The organism is Streptomyces sp. NPDC002817, from assembly GCF_053592055.1.
The window spans coordinates 100,735-121,026 of record NZ_JBSFUY010000015.1; the positions used below are offsets into that span (position 1 = coordinate 100,735).

At 70.8% G+C, this 20,292-nt stretch carries 19 protein-coding genes; 12 read left to right on the forward strand and 7 right to left on the reverse strand.

Translation table 11 applies throughout. From position 1 onward, the window contains the following. Positions 1 to 10 precede the first annotated feature (10 nt). Together ACWD3I_RS26545 and ACWD3I_RS26550 are read right to left on the reverse strand one after the other, a co-directional pair. Entirely contained in the window at positions 11 to 628 is a 618-nt protein-coding gene (locus ACWD3I_RS26545) for a TetR/AcrR family transcriptional regulator (protein ID WP_365406463.1), read from the reverse strand. Next, a complete protein-coding gene (locus ACWD3I_RS26550; RefSeq protein WP_365406466.1) occupies positions 625 to 1,224 on the reverse strand; it encodes a hypothetical protein in 600 nt (199 codons plus the stop codon). The genes ACWD3I_RS26545 and ACWD3I_RS26550 overlap by 4 nt, the downstream gene beginning before the upstream one ends. Positions 1,225 to 1,394: 170 nt before the next feature. On the opposite strand from ACWD3I_RS26550, the gene hmgA reads away from it, so the two are divergent. Genes hmgA through ACWD3I_RS26565 form a run of 3 tightly spaced genes read left to right on the forward strand, consistent with a single transcriptional unit; the run spans position 1,395 to position 4,672 of the window. After that, a complete protein-coding gene (gene hmgA, locus ACWD3I_RS26555) occupies positions 1,395 to 2,711 on the forward strand; it encodes a homogentisate 1,2-dioxygenase (protein ID WP_365406468.1) in 1,317 nt (438 codons plus the stop codon). 27 nt (positions 2,712 to 2,738) lie between these two features. Then, complete coding sequence (locus ACWD3I_RS26560; RefSeq protein WP_365406471.1) at positions 2,739 to 3,488, forward strand: GntR family transcriptional regulator; 750 nt, start codon at positions 2,739 to 2,741, stop codon at positions 3,486 to 3,488. Positions 3,489 to 3,514: 26 nt separating this feature from the next. After that, positions 3,515 to 4,672, forward strand: a complete 1,158-nt coding sequence (locus tag ACWD3I_RS26565; RefSeq protein WP_365406474.1) for a type ISP restriction/modification enzyme — start codon at positions 3,515 to 3,517, stop codon at positions 4,670 to 4,672. Between the two features lie 64 nt (positions 4,673 to 4,736). Here ACWD3I_RS26565 and ACWD3I_RS26570 read toward each other — a convergent pair whose 3' ends face one another. Then, positions 4,737 to 5,456, reverse strand: a complete 720-nt coding sequence (locus tag ACWD3I_RS26570; protein WP_365406477.1) for a TetR/AcrR family transcriptional regulator — start codon at positions 5,454 to 5,456, stop codon at positions 4,737 to 4,739. Positions 5,457 to 5,518: 62 nt separating this feature from the next. Here ACWD3I_RS26570 and ACWD3I_RS26575 point away from each other — a divergent pair, with 62 nt between their 5' ends. After that, the gene (locus ACWD3I_RS26575) at positions 5,519 to 6,466 is read left to right on the forward strand and encodes an ATP-binding cassette domain-containing protein (RefSeq protein WP_365406480.1); all 948 of its coding nucleotides are present in this window, start codon (positions 5,519 to 5,521) and stop codon (positions 6,464 to 6,466) included. Beyond that, positions 6,463 to 7,245, forward strand: coding sequence for an ABC transporter permease (locus ACWD3I_RS26580; protein WP_365406483.1), 783 nt, complete (start codon positions 6,463 to 6,465; stop codon positions 7,243 to 7,245). Before ACWD3I_RS26575 ends, ACWD3I_RS26580 begins: the two co-directional genes overlap by 4 nt. Before the next feature lie 237 nt (positions 7,246 to 7,482). Here ACWD3I_RS26580 and ACWD3I_RS26585 read toward each other — a convergent pair whose 3' ends face one another. From ACWD3I_RS26585 to ACWD3I_RS26595, 3 genes are all read right to left on the reverse strand, one after another. Next, positions 7,483 to 7,752, reverse strand: a complete 270-nt coding sequence (locus ACWD3I_RS26585; protein WP_095046249.1) for a hypothetical protein — start codon at positions 7,750 to 7,752, stop codon at positions 7,483 to 7,485. A 126-nt stretch (positions 7,753 to 7,878) separates the two neighbouring features. After that, positions 7,879 to 8,703 carry an anti-sigma factor gene (locus ACWD3I_RS26590; RefSeq protein ID WP_365406487.1) on the reverse strand — a complete coding sequence of 275 codons (825 nt, stop codon included), beginning with the start codon at positions 8,701 to 8,703 and terminating at the stop codon, positions 7,879 to 7,881. After that, positions 8,700 to 9,242, reverse strand: a complete 543-nt coding sequence (locus ACWD3I_RS26595) for a sigma-70 family RNA polymerase sigma factor (protein ID WP_266894506.1) — start codon at positions 9,240 to 9,242, stop codon at positions 8,700 to 8,702. The genes ACWD3I_RS26590 and ACWD3I_RS26595 overlap by 4 nt, the downstream gene beginning before the upstream one ends. Positions 9,243 to 9,473: 231 nt before the next feature. Here ACWD3I_RS26595 and ACWD3I_RS26600 point away from each other — a divergent pair, with 231 nt between their 5' ends. From ACWD3I_RS26600 to ACWD3I_RS26615, 4 genes are all read left to right on the forward strand, one after another. Next, positions 9,474 to 11,009, forward strand: a complete 1,536-nt coding sequence (locus ACWD3I_RS26600; RefSeq protein WP_365406490.1) for a DUF4331 domain-containing protein — start codon at positions 9,474 to 9,476, stop codon at positions 11,007 to 11,009. A gap of 167 nt (positions 11,010 to 11,176) precedes the next feature. Continuing rightward, a complete protein-coding gene (locus ACWD3I_RS26605; RefSeq protein ID WP_365406493.1) occupies positions 11,177 to 12,544 on the forward strand; it encodes a tetratricopeptide repeat protein in 1,368 nt (455 codons plus the stop codon). Next, positions 12,541 to 14,262, forward strand: coding sequence for an urease accessory protein UreH domain-containing protein (locus tag ACWD3I_RS26610; protein ID WP_365406496.1), 1,722 nt, complete (start codon positions 12,541 to 12,543; stop codon positions 14,260 to 14,262). Before ACWD3I_RS26605 ends, ACWD3I_RS26610 begins: the two co-directional genes overlap by 4 nt. A gap of 57 nt (positions 14,263 to 14,319) precedes the next feature. Further along, positions 14,320 to 15,915, forward strand: coding sequence for a serine/threonine-protein kinase (locus ACWD3I_RS26615; protein WP_365406499.1), 1,596 nt, complete (start codon positions 14,320 to 14,322; stop codon positions 15,913 to 15,915). Between the two features lie 4 nt (positions 15,916 to 15,919). On the opposite strand, the gene ACWD3I_RS26620 is transcribed toward ACWD3I_RS26615, so the two are convergent. After that, positions 15,920 to 16,714 (reverse strand): SGNH/GDSL hydrolase family protein, encoded by a 795-nt coding sequence (locus ACWD3I_RS26620; RefSeq protein WP_365406502.1) that lies wholly within the window; start codon positions 16,712 to 16,714, stop codon positions 15,920 to 15,922. Between the two features lie 317 nt (positions 16,715 to 17,031). On the opposite strand from ACWD3I_RS26620, the gene ACWD3I_RS26625 reads away from it, so the two are divergent. The 3 genes from ACWD3I_RS26625 (at position 17,032) to ACWD3I_RS26635 (ending at position 19,935) form a co-directional block, all read left to right on the forward strand. Then, complete coding sequence (locus ACWD3I_RS26625; RefSeq protein WP_365406505.1) at positions 17,032 to 18,234, forward strand: S8 family peptidase; 1,203 nt, start codon at positions 17,032 to 17,034, stop codon at positions 18,232 to 18,234. 179 nt (positions 18,235 to 18,413) lie between these two features. After that, positions 18,414 to 18,836 (forward strand): hypothetical protein, encoded by a 423-nt coding sequence (locus tag ACWD3I_RS26630; protein WP_365406507.1) that lies wholly within the window; start codon positions 18,414 to 18,416, stop codon positions 18,834 to 18,836. Between the two features lies 1 nt (position 18,837). Next, on the forward strand, positions 18,838 to 19,935 hold the full coding sequence (locus tag ACWD3I_RS26635; RefSeq protein WP_365406510.1) for a GNAT family N-acetyltransferase: 1,098 nt from the start codon (positions 18,838 to 18,840) through the stop codon (positions 19,933 to 19,935). Positions 19,936 to 20,292 lie beyond the last annotated feature (357 nt).

Below are 20,292 nucleotides of genomic sequence, written 5' to 3' on the forward strand. Positions count from 1 at the left end.
CGTATCGGCGTCAGTCGAGCACGCGCGCCAGATAGGCCCGCAGCATCTCCCGGGCCTCCTCGATGATCCGCTCGTCCCCCTCGAGGGCCACCCGGAAGGCCAGGTGAACGAGGGTGTCGGCCGTCTCCACCGCGATCAGGAAGGTGCGTCGCAGGTCCTCGTCCGGCTCGCGGTCGATGTATCCGGAGAGGAGGTCGGTGAGGCGGTCGGCGACGCGGTGGTTCGGTTCGGCGTGGCGGGCGCCGACCGGGATCTGGTTGCCGAAGTCGACGAGGGAGAAGCCGGGGGCGGTGCGTTTCATGGCGAGGTACTCGTCGAGGACCGCGTCCATCGCGTCCCGCCAGCCCCCGCCCGCGGCGTCCGCGAGGCGCTCGGTGACGCGGGCGGTGAACCGTTCGAGGTTGCGCTGGGCGAGGGCGTCGGCCATCTGCCGCTTGTTGCCGAAGAAGCGGTAGACGGAGCCGATGGGGACGCCGGCGCGCTGGGCGACGGCCCGGGTGCTCAGGTCGTCGTAGCCGACCTCGTCGAGCAGGTCGGCGCAGGCGTCGAGGATCCTGGTCAGCCGTTCGGCACTGCGCCGCTGCACGGGCGCTCGGCGTAGCGATGTCGCGTGGGGCACGGACTTCATGATGCCTTTCCGCCGCGGTCCGGTGAACCTCGCCCCCCTGTACGAAGATGGTTGGCCGGTGCACTCAGTGCGGACGGTCCTGCGGTGGCCTCGGCACCCGACGCCGTGATGTCGGCCGCGCTCTCGACGGGGTCGCCGTCGACGACCCATACGGTGCCGTCGTCGGCGTAGAGCCGAGCGGTGACGGTGTGCGTGCCGCGCGGGACGAGGTCGCCGGGTATGTGGCACTCGGGGGTGCGCAGCCGGGAGACGAGGGTGCCGTCCACGAAGAGGTACACCAGGCCGCGGCCCTTGACCGCCTTCGGCTTCGTACCGGACGGGGAGAAGCGGAAGTTCTGCACGCTCAGGTGCACGTCCCAGCTGTCGTCGTCGCTGTCCGGCTGCACCTCGATGTCCACCTCGGGCGCGTTCTGGTCCTCCACCTCGCGGTAGTGGCGCCCCTCCTCGTCGGTGTCGTCGAGCACCTTGCCCACCGGTGAGGGCGACACCGCGCTGTTCTCCTGTTCCCGCGCATGATCGGAACCGCAGCTCGCGGTTCCGGCCCACAGGAGGAGACAGACCGCGAGCGCGGCCGGCAGCGTCCGCGTCCACGACATGCCCGGGAGACTAGAACAACGTTCCGAAAGCCGAATCCCCCTGGAGTCTGGTTCTCCTCCTCCCTGATGAGGAGGCCCGTCCGACGAAAGCACCTCCCACGGCCCCCTTGCGCCCGCGAAACCGCAATCCTACGGTGATACATAGGAATCAGAGTCGCAAGGGAGCGATCATGAGCGGGGAAGCGCGGAAGACCGCGGAGGGGCTGACCTACCTCTCCGGTTTCGGCAACGAGCACAGCTCGGAGGCCGTCCCCGGGGCACTGCCCGAGGGTCGCAACGCACCACAGCGCGCGCCCCTCGGCCTCTACGCGGAGCAGCTCAGCGGCACGGCGTTCACCGAGCCCCGGGCCCACAACCGCCGCTCCTGGCTGTACCGGATCCGCCCCTCGGCCGCGCATCCGGCGTTCACCCACACCCACAGTGGCTGGATCCGCTCGGCCCCCTTCACGGAGTCCGTGCCCGACCCGAACCGGCTGCGCTGGAACCCCCTGCCGGAGCCGAGGGAGGGGACCGACTTCCTGGCCGGCCTGTGGACCCTGGGTGGCAACGGCGACACGACCCAGCGCACCGGCATGGCCGTGCACGTCTACCACGCCACCGACTCCATGGACCGCGTCTTCAGCGACGCCGACGGCGAGCTGCTGATCGTCCCCGAACAGGGCGGCCTGCTGCTGCGCACGGAGTTCGGCCTGCTGCACGCCGAGCCCGGGCAGGTGGCCCTGATCCCGCGCGGGGTCCGCTTCCGCGTGGAGCTCCTCGACCCCTCCGCCCGCGGCTATGTCTGCGAGAACTACGGCGCCCCCTTCCAGCTCCCGGACCTCGGCCCGATCGGCGCCAACGGCCTCGCCAACGTCCGTGACTTCAAAGCCCCCGTGGCCGCCTACGAGGACGTCGACGGCCCGGTCGAGGTGGTCAACAAGTTCTGCGGCAACCTCTGGACGGCCGTCTACGACCACTCCCCGCTCGACGTGGTCGCCTGGCACGGCAACCATGTGCCGTACGTCTACGACCTGCGCCGCTTCAACGTCATCGGGACGATCTCGTACGACCATCCCGACCCGTCGATCTTCACGGTGCTGACGTCCCCGTCGGACACCCCGGGGCTGGCCGGCGTGGACTTCGTCGTCTTCGCGCCGCGCTGGCTGGTCGGCGAGGACACGTTCCGGCCGCCGTACTTCCACCGGAACGTGATGAGCGAGTACATGGGCCTGATCGAGGGCGCCTACGACGCGAAGGCCGAGGGCTTCGTGCCCGGCGGCGGCTCGCTGCACAACATGATGTCGGCGCACGGTCCGGACCGGGAGACGTTCGACCGGGCGAGCGCGGCAGACCTCGAGCCCCAGAAGGTCGACGACGGGCTCGCGTTCATGTTCGAGACGCGCTGGCCGGTGACGCTGACCGCGCACGCGGCCCAGGCGGATCATCTGCAACGGCACTACGACGACGTGTGGCAGGGGCTGGAACGCCACTTCCGCCCGTTGCACTGATCGTCGGCGACCGGTACGGATAGCCCCGTGACCTCCTTCGCCCCGGACTCGATCGTCCTGAACCGCAAGCTGCCGCTCTGGTACCAGGTCTCGCAGTCGCTGCGCGCCTCGATACTCGGCCGCTCGCCCCAGGATCCGCTGCGGCTGCCCACCGAGGAGCAGTTGGCGGGCCATTACGGGGTGAGCGTGCTGACCATGCGGCAGGCGCTGAAGGAGCTGGAGGACGAGGGGCTGATCACCCGCCATCGCAGGCGCGGCACCTTCATCGAGCCGAACGCGCTGCGGGGCGCCCCTGTTCGGCTGCTCGGCTCGGTGGACGCGATCGTGGCCCAGCAGTCGGGCATGGCCACAGAACTGCTCGACCACGGCAAGGGTCCCGTTCCGGCCGAACTCGCCGAGTACTTCACGGACCTGGACGAGGTGGCGACGTACCACCGCCTGCGCGGCGACGAGAAGACGGGCGAGCCGACCAACCACGCCCGCAACTGGATCCGCCCCGAACTCGGCGCGCGCATCGATCTGCACGACCTGGTCCGCTGGCCGATGACCAAGGTGTTGCGGGATGCCGTCGGGGCGGACATCAGCCGCATCACGGACACGGTGGAGGCGCGGCTGGCGGACCCGGAGACGGCTCGGCTGCTCCAAGTGCCGCTGCTGAGCCCGATCCTGCACTACACGGGTGTGACGTACGACGGGGAGGGACGGGTGCTGGACGTGGCGGTGATCCACTACCGGGGCGACCGCTTCTCCTTCACGGTGACCCTGGAAGCCAACTGACCCGTGTGCCATCGCCAAGTCGTACGATGCCCAGCGTGACGCACGACGACGCTCCGCTGCTCGCGGACCTCATGCCGTGGTCCGTCGCACCGCCGCGGCTCGGCCGGGGGTGGCCGACGGGACCCGACCCGGCATCCCTGAAAGCCCGCTGGGACGCCCTGCTGAAAGCCGAGGGCCCGGATCGGGAGGCCCTGTTCGAGCCGACGCGCTCGCGCACCCTGCGTTCCGCGGTGGGGCAGCTGCCGGGGCAGCCGGGCGGCACGGAGAAGCTCGCCCGCGCGGCCGGGCCCTGCGCCGAGCCGGTACGCGTCCTGCACGCTCCCTTCGACGAGCACTGGCTGATCCCGGACCACCGGCTGATCGACACGGCCCGGCCGGAGTTGTGGCGGGTGGCGGACGAGCACCAGGTCTTCGTCGCGGAGACGGCCGGCGACCCGGGCCCGGTGCTGATCGCCACGCCCCTGCTCCCGCTGCTCCGCCCCGGCCGCGTCCGCCCCCTGTTCCGACGGCCGGACGGGATGGAACCCAACCTGGCACCGGGCCTGCCGGAGTATCTGGGCGAGCGGCTCGGACGCTCCGTGACGGCGCCGGATGTCCTCGCCTGGGCCCTGACGGCCGTACGCCCGGACCTCGCCGTCCCCCTCACCGACGACCCCGAACTCTGGGCCCGGGGCACCGAGCTGGGCCACCGCCTGCTGTGGCTCATGCGCCGCGACGGCGACCGTCCCAAGCTCCCCGGCGGCCGCCGCCCCTACGTCCGTGCCCCGCTGCCGACCCGCCCCCTAGGCCTCCACTACGACCGCGACGAGGAGACCCTTCACCTCGACGAGGGCCGCATCTCCCCCGTGCCCCCGGAGGCCTGGGACTTCGAGGTCAACGGCGTACGTGTCCTGGAGGAGTGGTTCACGGCGAGGACTGCGGAGCCGGAGCCGGGCACCCTGTCGGCCATCCGCCCGGCGACCTGGCCCCAGACCTGGACGTCGGAGCTGCTGGAACTGATCACGATCCTGGCACTCACCGCGGAAGTGACCCAGCAGCAGGCCGAGTTGACGGTGACGGCACGGATCGCGGCGACAGACCTGCGCAAGGCGGGCGTGCTCCCGGTACCGGAAGCGGCACGCAGACCGGCGTCGGTCCTGGACCACCACGAGGAAGGTCCAGAAGGCCAGTTGGGGTTGCTGTAGCCCACCTGGGGGCGCGGAGAACTGCGCGACCGGCCACATCGGGCCGGCAGTCCGAATGCGACCATCACCCCCGCGGCGCGAACGAGTCCAACAACCGCCCGATCATCCGGTCGAACGTCCCCTCCGGATCATCCGGCGGAGCCATCCCCTGCGCGAACAACGCGGCCAGGTGCGGATACTCCCCCGTCCCGACCCGCCCCATCATGTACGCCCCCCGCACCGCCTGCTCCTGCTCCGCCGACCAGGGCACGGACCGCGACCGTTCGGCGATCGCCTGCTCGTTGGCGACAAAGGTCATCACCGACCCGTTCACCATCCCGAACAGCTCCAGCTTGGTGCCGGGCGGCACGTCGAGGCCCTCCAGACAGGCGAGCACCCGGTCGAGAACACGTAGGGCATTCGGGCTGATGGCGTACACCGTCGACATCACCCGCACCACCCAGGGATGGCGCCGCATGATGCCGAGCGCCTGCCGGGCGAAGTCGCGCATGTCCGCCCGCCAGTCCCCACTCGGCACACCGGACAGCTCGTACTCGCCGCTGATCAGATCGACCATCAGCTCGTACAGGTCCTCCTTGCGCGGCACGTAGTTGTAGAGCGACATCGTGCCGCAGCCGATCTCGGCCGCCACCCGCCGCATCGACACCGCGTCCAGCCCGTCCGCGTCGGCGATACGGACCGCCGCCGCGGCGATGTCCGCACGGCTGTACGCCGGTTTCGGGCCTCGGCCCGTGCGCTCGGGGCGCGCCCAGATCACCTCGGGTTCGGCCGCTCGGCCCGCCATTGATCATCACCTCGCCACCATCTTAGTTACGTACAGCGTACGTAGTGCGGTACGGTGACCGCATGACTTCTACGTACGCTGTACTTAGTGAGGGTCTGGAGCGCCGCTTCCGCGATGTCCACGCGCTGCGCGGACTCGATCTCGGGGTCGAGGAGGGCACGGTCTGCGGGCTGCTCGGGCCGAACGGCGCCGGCAAGACGACCGCGGTGCGGGTGCTGACCACACTGCTGAGGCCGGACGCCGGGACGGCGCGGGTCGCCGGGTACGACGTGGTGCGCGAGGCCGCGCAGGTCCGCCGCCGGATCGCGGTCACGGGGCAGTACGCCTCGGTGGACGGCGACCTCACCGGCGCCGAGAACCTGCGCCTGTTCGCGCGACTGCTGCGCGCCCCGCGGACCTGCGCCGCCGAGCTGCTGGAGCGGTTCGGACTGACCGACGCCGCCGACCGGCCCGCACGCACCTACTCGGGCGGCATGCGCCGCCGCCTCGACCTCGCCGCGAGCCTCATCACCCGGCCCACCGTGCTGTTCCTGGACGAGCCGACGACCGGGCTCGATCCGCACAGCAGGAACGAGATCTGGGACGCCGTACGGGAGTTGGTGGGCGAGGGGACCACCGTGCTGCTGACCACGCAGTACCTGGAGGAGGCCGACCGGCTGGCCGACCGCGTCGTACTGATCGACGAGGGGCGGGTCGCGCACCAGGGCACTCCCGCCGAGCTCAAGGCCCAGACAGGGCGGTACGCCGAGGTGGTGGTCGCCGAGGACGGCGGCACCCCCGCGCTGCACGCGGCCGCCGTGGTCCTCGACCAGCTGACCGGCGCCCGTCCGGTGCTCGACGCCGAGCGGCGCACCGCGGGCGCGGTCGTCCTCGACCCCGACCTCACCCTCCCCCGCATCGTCCGCGAACTCGACGCCGGCCGGGTACCGGTCGTCGACGCGAGCCTGCGCCCGCCCACCCTCGACGAGGTGTTCCTGCGCCTCACCGCACGAGAGGAGGTCGCCGCATGAGCGCGGTGATCCACGACGGTACGGCGGTGCTGGGCCGCCATCTCCAGAAGGTCCGGCACGCTCCCGCGATCACGGTCATGACGCAGACCATGCCGATCGTCTTCCTGCTGTTCTTCGGCTACGTCTTCGGCAGCGCCCTGGCCATGCCGGGCGAGGAGTACCGCGCGTTCCTGGTGCCGGGGATGCTGGTGGCAACGGTCGCGAACGGGATCATGACCGGGATGTTCACCGCCGCCGCGGACTCCCATCGCGGGGTGATGGACCGCTTCCGCACGCTGCCGATGAGCCGCTCGGCGGTCCCCGCCGGCCAGGCGGTCGCCGATCTGCTGGTGACGGCGGTCGGGCTGGTTCCGCTGCTTCTCGTGGGGCTCGCGATGGGCTGGCGGATCGAGGGCGGGTGGCTCGCGGGGGCGGGCGCGTTCGGCCTGCTGCTGCTCTTCCGGCTGGCCGCCACCTGGGTGGGCATCCTGCTGGGGCTCGCCTCACGCAGCGAGGAGGCGGCCGGGCAGCTGGGCGGCGCGACCTTCATGCTGCCGCTGCTGTCGAACGCGTACATCCCCGTCGACGGCATGCCGGGCTGGCTGCGCACACTCGCCGAGTGGAACCCGATCAGCGCGGTCACCACGGCCGTACGGGATCTCTTCGGCAACGCGCCGGTTCCGGAGGGGGCTGCCTGGCCGGTGGCACATCCGGTCGCCGGGTCGCTCGTGTGGTGTGCGGTGCTGATCGCCGTGTGCGCGCCGCTCGCCGTTCGTCGGTATGCGCGAGGGGAGCGTTGAAACAGGGAAGCGCTGAACTACTGTTCGCCGGAGGTGACTTCGGAGGGCGCGCGACCCAACTGACGGGCCCTGCCGGTGAATTCGAGCGGGGTGGGGCGGGGTGGGTGGTGTACCCGCGCCCGGTGGACGTACCTGGCGCTGCCGCATGCCGTGGGGATGACGGACGACGGGGTCGCGGCAGGGCGCCGGGGCGGTAGGGCCGGCCGGGCGCGGGTCAAGAACGCCTGAGCGTGCGGGCTACCGCCCGCCGAACAGCGACCGGCGCAGTCGACGCAGCGGAGCGAAGAGCGAGACGCGACGGACGCGCGCACCCCTGTCGCTGCGGTTCTGCGCGGGTTCACGGGCGGTCAGCTCACGCATCAGCGAAGTCGCCTCGGCCGCCTCACGCTGCGGGACGACAGGACCGCCCAGCACCGAGAGATGGCGGTCGAGGCGCGAACTGGTCGCGCTGCTCCCGCAGGTGATCGCAGGGACCCTCGCCCTGCTGCGCACTGTTATCTGTTCCATGTCACTCCCCACCCGTACGAGTCCACCCGGCCCGGGCAGGGTAACCCTATCGCCCCCTGGGGGCACTCGTGTATCGCGGTCACAGGATTCACCTTCCCCGTAAGGGTGTTGACGACCCCTCCGTGATTACTCTCCGAATCCAACCGATTTCAGGGCGAGTTGGACAACTGGCTGGGTAGTGGGCTGCACCGATCCTCCGTCGGGCTCGACGGTTACAGCCAGTGACGTGGCGGACTTGTCGAGACCGGACGTGACCAAGGGCGTGTCGGCGTCGAAGAGACCGAGGGAGCGTGGTTGCGCGCCGGGGCGCATGAGCCACAACTGGTTCACGCGGTCGGTCGGGATGTCGTCGTATCCGCTGAGGGTGACGACCGCTCTGCCCTCCGATGCGGACGCGACAATTCCGATACTGCGGCCCTGTGCGTCCCTGCCGGTGCTCGCCCGGGCGTCGGGAGCTGCGAGAACGTGGGCGATCTCACTCGCCCGAGCGCGCTCGGCGTTCAGCTGGTCCCGGGTGTCATTCGCCTGTACGGCGAACAGGGACGCGACCACGAGGGCCGCGGCGGCCGTGGCGGTGGCGAACGGCACGAAGAGGGGGCGGCGCTGCCGGGGCGCACGGGTGCGCGCGGGTGGTGCCTGCGTGCCCCAGACGTGCGGCGGCAGCTGTGGCTCGTGCGCACGCAGCGGTTGCGCGCGCACCGGTTCCTGCGCGGTGGTGCGTACGGCGGCCAGGACCCGGTCGCGCATCGCGGCCGGCGCCGGGGCGGCCGTCGACCAGGCGAGGCGCACGGCGTCCTCGGTCAGGGCACGGACCTCGGCGGCGCAGACCGGACAGTCCTTCAAGTGCTTCTCGAAGCGGGTCCGCTCGGCGGGCTCCAGGGCGTCGAGCGCGTAGGGCGCGGCCAGGGAGTGCGGGTCGTCGCGGCGGAGCAGTTTGTCGAGGAGGCTCACGCCACACCTCCCAGGCACTCGCGCATCCGGGTGAGTCCGTCGCGCATACGGGTCTTGACGGTGCCCAGCGGCAGCGAGAGCCGCTCGGCCACTTCACGGTACGTGTAGCCGTCGTAGTAGGCGAGGGTGACGGACTGGCGCTGGAGCTCGGTGAGCCGTTCCAGACAGCGGCGCACCCACTCGCGTTCGAGTCCGGCCTCGACCTCCTCGGTGACGTGGTCGAAGGCCGGTCCGTTGCCCCGCCGGGCCACCCGCAGCTCGCGCTCGCCGGCCGCGCGGGCGCTGCGCACCCGGTCGACGGCCCGGCGGTGGGCGAGGGTGAGGACCCAGGACAGCGCGCTGCCCCGGCCGGGGTCGAACCGCGCCGCGGACCGCCAGAGTTCGAGCAGCACCTCCTGGGCCACCTCCTCCGACTGCGCGGGATCCCGCACCACCCGGCGCACCAGCCCGAACACCGGCCCGGAGACCAGTCCGTACAGCTCCTCGAATGCCTTCTGGTCCCCGCCCGCAACGAGCACCAGGAGCTCGTCCGCCTCCAAGTCGCCTCCCCCTCCCGCAAAACCGCATCTGGGCCGTCCGGCCCCCCGAGGTATTCGCAACGAACACACCTCCGGATGGGGTTACGGATCGTCGAGCCGAAAACGCGGGTCGCCGTTCGATGAAACATGATCCCGAATCCGCCGTAAGAACGTTTGGGATTCGACCAATCCGCCCTGCCGACCGCTCCGAATCAGCGTTCGTCAGGCAAGTTGGGACTGAGGACGGACGGCATGACACCTATCTCCAGGAGCGGTGCGGGGCGCAGGAGCGTCGCGACCCTCATATGCGCTTCGCTGGCCGCCGGAGGGCTCGCAGCCGCCGGTGTGGCCGCGCTGGAACCGGGGGCGGCCACCGCCTCCAGTCACCGGGAGGCCCCGCTCATCTCCGGGGACCCGCAGTACGACAACACGGACGTGTACGCCTTCGTCAGCCCGGACAAGCCGGACACGACGACGCTCATCGCGAACTGGATCCCCTTCGAGGAACCGGCCGGCGGACCGAACTTCTTCACGTTCGCCGAGGACGCCCAGTACGACATCCACATCGACAACAACGGTGACGCGCAGGGCGAGCTGCTCTTCCGCTACACCTTCAAGACGCATGTGAAGAACGACAAGACGTTCCTGTACAACACGGGTCCCGTCGAGAGCCTCGACGACCCCGACCTCAACATCACGCAGACCTACGACATCGAACTCATCAAGCTGAAGAACCAGCATGTGGTGTCGAAGACCAAGGTCGCCGACGACGTGCCGGTCGCGCCGTCGAACGTCGGCAAGGCGTCGATGCCGGACTACAACAAGCTGCGCAAGGAAGCGATCTACAAGCTGCCCAACGGCGCCCAGACCTTCGCCGGCCAGGCCGACGACCCGTTCTTCCTGGACCTGCGCGTCTTCGACCTGCTGTACGGCGGCAACCTCTCCGAGGTCGGCCGTGACACCCTCAAGGGCTACAACGTCAACTCGGTCGCCCTCCAGGTGCCGACGGACATGATCACGGAGTCCAAGGAGCAGCCGATCGTCGGCATCTGGTCGACGACCCAGCGCAAGAACGCGCAGGGGTACTACTCACAGGTCTCGCGCCTGGGCATGCCGCTGGTCAACGAGGTCGTCAACCCCATCAAGGACAAGGACAAGTTCAACGCGTCCGCGCCCTGGGACGACGGCCAGTTCCTGAAGAACGTCACGAACCCGGAGCTGCCGAAGCTCATCGAGGCGATCTACAAGATCGACGCGCCCGACGAGCCGCGCAACGACCTCGTCGACGTCTTCCTGAAGGGCGTCGAGGGCCTCAACCAACCGCCGAACGTACGGGCGGCGGAGGAGCTGCGGCTCAACACGTCCATCAAGCCGACCCACGATCCCAAGCGGCTCGGTGTGCTGGACGGCGACAACGCGGGCTTCCCGAACGGGCGTCGGCTCTCCGACGACGTGCTCGACGCCGCTCTGCAGGTCGTCGAGGGTGAACTCCTCGGTGCCAAGAACGACTTGGGCGACGCGGTCGACAAGAACGACAAGAAGTTCAAGAAGTCCTTCCCGTACCTGGCCAACCCGACCGCGGGGTCCCGCGGGGCGCTGGCCAAGGGCACGAGCGGTGGGAACGACGTCCGCAACCAGTTGGGCGACGCGCTCCAGCCGGCCGGCTCCTCGACCGGGATGGACGACACCACTCTGGTCGCCGCGTCCGCCGGTGCCGGTGCGGCCGGTATCGCTCTGATCGGTGCGGGTCTCATGTGGTGGCGTCGGATGCGGACTCGGCCGTACTAGGCCGTATCCACGGTGCGGGCCGGTGGGGGCTTGTCGCACAGTTCCCCGCGCCCCTGAGGGGGCGCTGCTCCCACCGTCCGCTTTGAACTGGCGCGGCCCGCTCGTACTCATCCCCCACGGCGCGGGCCGCGCCGCACATCCGAGTAACCGATCTCTAGGAGAGGGCAATGGTCCCGGGTACGAACGACGGCGAGACGACAGCCACCGGAGGGCGGCTGCGCGCCGTACAACTCGGCGGTTCTGCCGTTCTGTTGGCCATTGCCCTCACCGCCGGTTCCATCGCCGTCGGTGCCCTGCGCGACGACGGCGGTACGACCGTCGCCGCCGCGCCGAGTGCCATGTCGCCGGCGATGCTCTCCAGTGGGGACCTGGACGCGAGCATCGCCTCGCTGCAGGCCCATCTCCGTTCCCAGCCGAAGGACTTCGGCGGCTGGGCCACCCTCGGGCTCGCCTATGTCGAGCAGGCCCGCACCAAGGGCGACCCCTCCCGCTACCCGCAGGCCGACAAGGCCCTGAAGCGGTCGCTTGAGCTGAAGGCCGACAACGAGCAGGCCCTCGCCGGCCGTGCCGCCCTCGCGGCGGCCCGGCACGACTTCGAGGACGCCCTGAAGTACGCCGACCGGACGCTGAAGCAGAACCCCTACAACGAACGCGCCCTGTCCACCCGTATCGACGCCCTCGTCGAGCTCGGCCGCTACGCCGACGCCGCGAAGGCCGCCGACACGGCGGACTCCCGGAAGCCGGGCATCCCGGTCTTCACGCGGTACGCGTACGTCCATGAGCTGCGCGGCGACGTGACCACGGCGAAGCGGGTGCTGAAGCAGGCCTTCGCGTCGGCCTCCACCCCCGGTGACGTCGCGTACGTCGCCACACAGCTCGGCCAACTCGCCTGGAACCAGGGCGAGTACAAGGAAGCCCTCGACCACTACGCGCGGGCCCTGGCCGCCGACGAGGACTACCTGCCCGCCCTTGAGGGCCGCGCCCGTGCGCAGGCCGCGAGCGGCGACGAGAAGGACGCTGTCCGCAGTCTCGAGAACGTCGTCGCCCGCTACCCGCTGCCCGGCCCGCTCGTCGAGCTCGGCGAGCTGTACGACGAGCGCGGCGAGACGGCCGAGGCCGACGACCAGTACGCCCTCGTCGACGCCTGGACGGCGCTCGCCCGCGCCAACGGCGTCAACGCCGACCTGGACACCGCGCTCGCCGCCGCCGACCACGGCGACAAGAAGGCGGCGCTGCGCGCGGCCCGCGCCGAGTGGGACCGCCGGCACACCGTGCACACGGCGGACGCCCTGGCCTGGGCCCTGCACGTCAACGGCAAGGACGACGAGGCCCTGCCGTACGCCCGCCGGGCCACCGCGACCGGCTACCGCAACGCCTCGTTCCTCTACCACCGAGGCGTCGTCGAACGCGCCACGGGCCACGAGAAGGACGCCCGCACCCATCTCGAGGCGGCCCTGGAACTGAACCCCGGCTTCTCGACCCTGGGTGCCGGCGAGGCCCGCAAGGCGCTCAAGGACCTGGAGGCGGCCAAGTGAGGTCCCGTCGTCTGTTCGCCTCCGGTGCGGCCGTGCTCACGGCCGCCTGCGCGCTCGTACTCCTCCCCTCCGGAGCCGCGAGCGCGCACCCCCTCGGCAACTTCACCGTCAACCGCTACGACGGTCTCGTCGCCGCCCCGGGACAACTGCGCGTCGACCACGTCGAGGACCTCGCCGAGATCCCGGCGACCCAGGCGAAGCCGGACATCGAGAAGCTGGGCATGGCCGGCTGGGCCGCGCAGCGGTGCGAGACGGCCGCACGGGACAGCGAGGTCACCGTCGACGGCCGTACGGCCGCCCTGACGGTCCAGGACAGCAAGGCCCGTGTACGGCCCGGTCAGGCGGGGCTCGACACCCTGCGCGTGGAGTGCGAGCTGACGGCACCGCTCCCCGAGGACGCCACGGTCGCCCTCGGCTTCCGCAGCGCGGGCACGGACTCCGGGCCCGGCTGGCGGGAGGTCACCGCGCGCGGTGACCGGATGACACTCACGGCATCGGACGTACCGACGAAGTCGCTCTCCAGCGAACTGACCGAATACCCGCAGGAGCTGCTCTCCTCCCCCGCCGACACGACGAGGGCGGACCTGCGTGTACGCCCCGGCGGCCCCGCCCTGTCCGAGGAGCGGACGGACGCTCCGGCGGCCTCCGTACTCCCCCGCGGCGCCGACCGCTGGACCCGGGCGCTGGACTCCCTGGTGGCCCGCCACGACCTCACCTTCGGCTTCGCCGCGCTGGCCCTTTTCATCGCCATAGCCCTGGGCGCGCTGCACGCGCTCGCCCCCGGCCACGGCAAGACCCTCATGGCGGCGGTGGCGACGGCCCGCGGCGGCAAGGCCCGCCTCAAGGACGTCATGCCCCTGGCCGCGTCGGTCACGGTGACCCACACGCTCGGCGTGGTCGCCCTGGGCCTGCTGGTCACGGCGGGTTCGGGGGCGGCGCCCTCGGTGATCACCTGGCTGGGCATCGCGAGCGGGGTGCTGGTGACGGGGGCCGGGCTGACCCTCGTACGACGGGCTTGGCACCACCGCAGGCACGCGCAGGGCCACGGGCACACGCACGGACACTCCCATGAGCATGACCACGGACACGAGCACGGGCACGACGACGGCGGGCACGGGCACGGGCACGACGGCGGGCACGGGCACGGGCACGACCATGCGCACGAACCCGCCCCGGCCCCCGCGCGCCAACTGGCCCTGGCCGCCGCGCACAGCCACCCCACCACCGACACTCCCGGCCACACGCACGACGACCCGCACCACTCGCACGACCACGGCCACGGCCACGACGAGCACCCGCACCCCCGTCCCCACGCCCCTTCGCACACCGTCGAGCACACCCACGGCGGCTTCACCCACACCCACTCCACCGCCCCCACCCTCCGCGGCACGATCCTCCTCGGCTTCGCCGGTGGCCTGGTCCCCAGCCCCTCCGCGGTCGTCGTCCTCGTCGGCGCCATGGCGCTCGGCCAGGCCTGGTTCGGCTTCCTCCTGGTCGTCGCGTACGGCGTCGGTCTCGCGCTCACTCTCACCGCGGCGGGGTTCGCCGTCGTGAAGCTGGGTACCGGGATGAATCGGCTGCTGGAGCGGCGTCCCCGCTGGACCACGCATCCGGTGACGGCGCTCGTCCGCAGGTCCGCACCCCTGATGTCGGCGCTCCTCGTCGTGACGCTCGGGGCCGGATTGGTGCTCAAGGGGGCGGCATCCGCACTTGGCTGAGCTACTTTTGGGGAGAAATGACGCGAAGTCACGCGGAATTGCGAATGGGGGACGCCCGTGTCCGAAGATCCGGGCAGTGAACGTCTGATCGCGGGCCGCTACCGCCTCCTGTCCCCGCTCGGCGAGGGCGGCATGGGAACCGTGTGGCGCGCCCGCGACGAGGTGCTGCACCGTGAGGTCGCGGTCAAGGAGGTGCGCGCGCCCTCGGGCCTCGCGGTCTCGGACGTCGAGCGGTTGTACGCCCGGCTGGAGCGCGAGGCGTGGGCCGCGGCCCGGGTCTCCAACCGCAACGTGGTGACGGTGTACGACGTGGCCACGCAGGACGGCCGCCCGTGGATCGTCATGGAGCTGGTCCGCGGTGTCTCACTGGCCGACGTCCTGGACGCGGAGGGCCCGTTGCCCCCGCAGCGGGCCGCGCACATCGGCGCCGAGGTCCTCTCCGCGCTGCGGGCCGCGCACGAGGCGGGGGTGCTGCACCGGGACGTGAAGCCGGCCAACGTGCTGCTGTCGAACGACGGCCGCGTGGTGCTCACCGACTTCGGCATCGCGCAGGTGGAGGGCAGCTCGGCGCTCACGATGACCGGCGAGGTCATCGGCTCGCCCGAATTCCTGGCGCCGGAACGGGCGTTGGGCCGTACCCCCGGCCCCGAGTCCGACCTGTGGTCACTGGGCGTGCTGCTGTACGCGGCGGTGGAGGGCAACTCGCCGTTCCGCCAGAACACCCCGCTGAGCACCCTGCGCGCGATCGTCGACGAGGAGCTGCCGACCCCGCACCGGGCCGGCCCGCTCACTCCTGTCATCGAGGGGCTGCTGCGCAAGGACCCGGCGGACCGGCTGCCGGCCGACCGTGCCGAGCAGGACCTGCGGCTCATCGCGGCGGGGGGCACCACGCGCGCCGAACCCGTCCCGCCGGTCCCGTACCCGCCGACGATCGCCGGCTACCGGGAGGAGCCGTCGACCACGCCCTTCCCGACGGCGCCCACATCCCCCACGCCGGCCGCTCCGACGACCAGGACGTCCTCCGGGCCTCCCGACCGCAACCGCCGTGCCGCGGTGGTTCTGATCGCGGGCCTCGCCGCTCTGGCGTTCGCGATCGCGGGGCTGACGTACGCACTGCTGAACCGCGACGACAACGGGGGCAAGCAGGGGAACAACGAGACGAGCCGGTCGACGGGTGAGAACACGCCGACCGAGACGGACGAGGACAGCGAGGAGCCGCCGCCTCCTTCCACCCCGGACAGGACCACGACGAGCGCTCCGCCGCCGGTGACCGTCAAGGCCACGCTCGCGGGGGCGAACACGGAGTACGCGGGGACCTGTCCGCCGCCGAACGCGGAGGCCCCCGCCTTCACGGCGACGATCACGGTGAGCCGGGTGCCTGCGGAGGTGCGCTACCGCTGGGTGTCGTCGGACGGCGATGTCATGGACAACGGCTGGAAGACGCTGTCGTTCCCGGCGGGCGGCGGCACCTCCAAGCAGGACAAGGTGGTCGCGACGACGAACAACGACAGCGGGACGTTCGAGAGCGACATCAGTGTCGAGGTCCAGGACCCGCAGCACGTGACGTCCAACTCGGTGCCGTTCTCGGTGACGTGCGAGACGGAGACCCCGACGGACGGGGCCTCCTCCCCTTCTCCTTCGCCTACCGAGTGACGGGTCAGGCCGCGCTGTTCAGTACGGGCAGATAGCCGCCGGACTGGCCGGCCGCGGTGGGGTGGTACGACTCGCCGATGTTGAGCCAGTTGAGGCTGTGCAGCCAGGAGCTGCCGGAGCAGAGCTCGTGGCCGGTGAAGGTGGAGCGGACGTCGCCCCAGGTGAAGCCGTGGTTCGCGGCGCGTTTCTGGATGGCGGCGTCGAGGTGGTCGGCGGCGTCGTTGATCGCCTTCCGCTTGGTCTCGGAGAGGCCGACGCAGGTGGTGCCGAGCTTGTAGAAGCGGGGGTAGCCGAGGACGACGACGTGGGCGTTCGGGGCGCGGGTGCTGATCGCCGCGTAGACGTTGTCCAGTTGGCCGGGCAGCGTCGCGTCGACGTAGGCCTTCGCGGTGTTGATGCGGGACAGGCAGGAGCTGTCGGACTGGAGCACACAGGTGGTCATGACGTCGGAGAAGCCGGCGTCGTTGCCGCCGATGCTGAGGGAGACCAGGGCGGTGGCACTGTTCAGCGGGGCCAGCTGGTTCGCCAGAACATCACCCGTTCGAGCGCCCGAGCAGGCCGTGAAGGCGAACGACGAGGGTGAGTTGGCGGCGGCCCAGAGGTAGGGGTGCGCCTTCGTGCTGCGCTTGCAGTCGCCGCTGGAGGAGATGTAGCTGCCGGCGCCCACTCCCGAGGAGTAGGAGTCGCCGAGGGCCACGTACGGGCCGACGGCGGCCTGCGCGGGGGTTGCCCCCGCGAGTGCGGCGCCGACGGCGAGGAGGAGCGTGGTGACGTAAGCGGCAAATCGGGAACGTCTCATGGAACCTCCCTTTAGCAGGATCTCTGCCTCAACCGTCGTAGCAACTACGCGTGTTGACGGGAAGTGTCCATGCCAAGACTTTTCCGTCCTTACTCAACGCACCCGCATATGTTCATGGCGTGTTTGATTGCGCGTACATGACAGATTTGTTGACAACCCCTCAACTCCCTTGATCTACCCCCGTAGATCACCCAGTCTTTACTCCAGCCCGGGACGGGAACGCGACGTTCCGGGTCGTGTGCGCGATCACGCGCGCACCCCCCACGGACGCGCGCCCCACACGAAACGCGCGTCGCCTAAGAGGAGGACTCCCTCGCATGGCACAACTGCGTAAGTTCCGGTTCGCCGCGATAACCAGCCTGGCGACCGCCGCCCTCATGGGCGGGCTCACCACCCTCCCCGCCGAGGCCGCTCCGGCCGAGGGCAAGGTCCTTGCCGCCGACTCCCCCACGGCGATCAAGGACAGCTACATCGTCACCCTGAAGAAGGGCTCCACCGGCTTCAAGTCGACCTCGGCCGCCGGAAAGAACCTCGTCAAGGAGTACGGCGGCGCCGTCAAGAAGACCTTCGGCACCGCCCTGAACGGCTACTCCGCCACCCTCTCCGCAGCCGAAGCGAAGAGACTCGCGGCGGACCCGGCCGTCGCCTCCGTCGAGCAGAACCAGCGCGTCCACGTGGACGCCACCCAGTCCAGCGCCCCCTGGGGCCTCGACCGCATCGACCAGGCCGCGCTTCCGCTTTCGGGGACCTACACCTACCCGGACACCGCGGGCGCCGGCGTGACGGCCTACGTCATCGACACCGGTGTGCGCATCACCCACGCGCAGATCAGCGGCCGCGCCTCGTACGGCTACGACGCGGTCGACGGCGACACCACCGCCTCCGACGGCAACGGTCACGGCACCCATGTGGCCACCACGATCGCGGGTTCCACCTACGGTGTCGCCAAGCAGGCGAAGATCGTGGCGGTCCGGGTGCTCGACAACGCCGGCTCCGGCACCACGGCGGGCGTGGTCGCGGGCATCGACTGGGTGACCGCCAACCACTCCGGTCCCTCGGTCGCCAACATGTCGCTCGGCGGCGGCGCCTCGACCGCCCTGGACACGGCTGTGCGCAACTCCATCGCCAGCGGCGTGACCTACGCCGTGGCGGCCGGCAACAGCAGCGCCAACGCCTCCTCGTACTCCCCGGCCCGGGTCACCGAGGCCATCACCGTCGGCGCCACCACCAGCACCGACGCCCGGGCCAGCTACTCGAACTACGGCTCGGTCCTGGACATCTTCGCGCCGGGCTCCTCGATCACGGCGGGCTGGTACACCAGCGACACCGCGACGAACACCATCTCCGGCACCTCGATGGCCACCCCGCACGTCGCGGGCGCGGCCGCCGTCTACCTGGCGGGCCACACCTCGTCCACCCCGGCCCAGGTCGCCACGGCCCTCACCGGCGGTGCCACCACCAACGTGGTCACCAGCCCGGGCACCGGTTCGCCGAACCGGCTCCTGAAGCTCGTCCCGTAACGCTCCCGGAGCACACCACCTGAACGGCCGTTCCCCGGAGGCGACTTCCGCCTCCGGGGAACACTTGTCTCATTGTCCGTACCAACCGTGATACGCGGCCCTTTTCGGTCTTGACGGCCGCGGCGCCCCTGCGCGACATTGAAGCCTCGCATCCGGCGCTTCGGGGGGCAAAGTCGCCAATGCAGACGATACGTGTCAAAGGATCTTCAACGGACAGCGAGCCCGCGCGGACAGGACCGGAGAGAGACCTCTCGCCGCTGCTCGCGGGCGCCGCGACGGCTGTCGGCGGGTTCGGCGCGATCCTCGCGCTCGTGGGCTCGGACTCACCGCTGCGCGGCCCGTTCACCCTGTTCTTCCTGCTGATGGCACCTGCCGTGGCGATCGGCGCCGCGCTGCGCGGGCTCGAACCGCTCGGCCGGGTGCTCGCCGCGCTCGCGGGCTCGGTCGTCGTCAACATGCTGGTGGCGCAGGGCATGCTCGCCACGCACCGCTGGTCGTGGCGCGGCGGGATCGTGGCCGTGACCGCGATCAGCTCCCTTCTTCTCCTGCTGGTCTGGGTGCGGCGGCGCGGCGGCCGTACGACGACGGGACGGACTCCCTGACGTGGACATCAGCGTGTACCGCCCCGGCGAGCTCACCGCCGCCGACCGGGCGGCGTGGACGTCGTTGCAGTCCAAGGCCCATCTGCAGGGCTCCCCGGAGCTGGCGAACCCGTTCCTGTCCCCCGAGTTCGCGCTCGCGGTGGGCCGGTACCGGCGGGGTGTGCGGATCGCGGTGGTGCGCGAGGGCGGGGAGCCCGCCGCGTTCTTCCCGTACCAGAGAAGCGTCACCGGAGTGGGCCGGGCCGTCGGACTCGGCGTCTCGGACGCCCAGGGTCTGGTGCACCGGCCCGGGTTCGCGTGGGACGCGCAGGAGCTGCTGCGCGCCTGTGGGCTCGCCGTATGGGAGTTCGACCACCTGGTGGAGGGCCAGGAGGCGTTCGCGGTCGGGGCCACCGGCGGCTTCCCGTCGCCGGTCATGGACGTCGACCAGGGTTACGAGGCCTATCTGGCCCATCTGCGCTCCCACGCGCCGAAGTTCACCAGGACCACGCTCGCCAAGGAGCGCAGGCTCGGCCGGGACGCCGGCGAGATGCGCTATGTGCACGACGAGCGCGATCCGGCGGCCCTGCGCACCCTGATGGGCTGGAAGTCCGCGCAGTACCGCAGGACCGGGCGCAGCGACCGCTTCGCGCACGAGTGGATCACCCATCTCGTGGAGCGGCTGTTCCACACCCGTTCCGATCCGTTCGCGGGGATCCTGTCGGTGCTGTACGCGGGCGGCAAGCCGATCGCGGCGCACTTCGGGCTGCGCACCGAACGGGTGCTGGCCTGCTGGTTCCCGGCGTACGACCCGGCGTTCTCGAAGTACTCGCCGGGCCTGGTCCTGCATCTGCGGATGGCGGAGGCGGCCGCCGCGGACGGCATCGCGTATCTGGATCTGGGGCGGGGACAGAAGGAGTACAAGGACTCCCTGAAGACACGGGAGATCACCGTGTCGGAGGGGTGGGTGACCCGGCGTCACCCGGTCGCACTCGGGCACAGGGCGCGCCGCGCCCCGGTCCGGGCGCTGCGCAACACCGTCCAGTCACGGCCGGAGCTCTTCGAGCCGGCGGACCGGATTCTCAAGAGGATGGGAAGGATCCGCTCGCGGAGCCAATAGGTTCCGTAACGGTCAAACCATCAAAAACGTGAGGCCTGGTTCCAGGTCTTGCCATACGGGTTCAATCATCAATACCGTCGTACATCTCACCCGCATCGGAACGTCACCCAGCGGTACTAGGGGAGGGCTCAAGGACCGCGACGGACCGGGGCGGGGCGCGGTAGGGGGGTGCCGTGCTCGGTGACAGCACTTGTGACCGAGTCGTGCCGCGCGACCGGCGGCCGTTTCGGTTGTCGGCCGGCTTTGCCAGCTCACCCGGGCGTGTTCGGAGATCCCTTTCGGCATGCCGTAGGTGAAACAAACCCCCCTTTCGAACCGGACAACAGCCGGGCCGCCCAGGGGCGGGCGGTCCAGCCG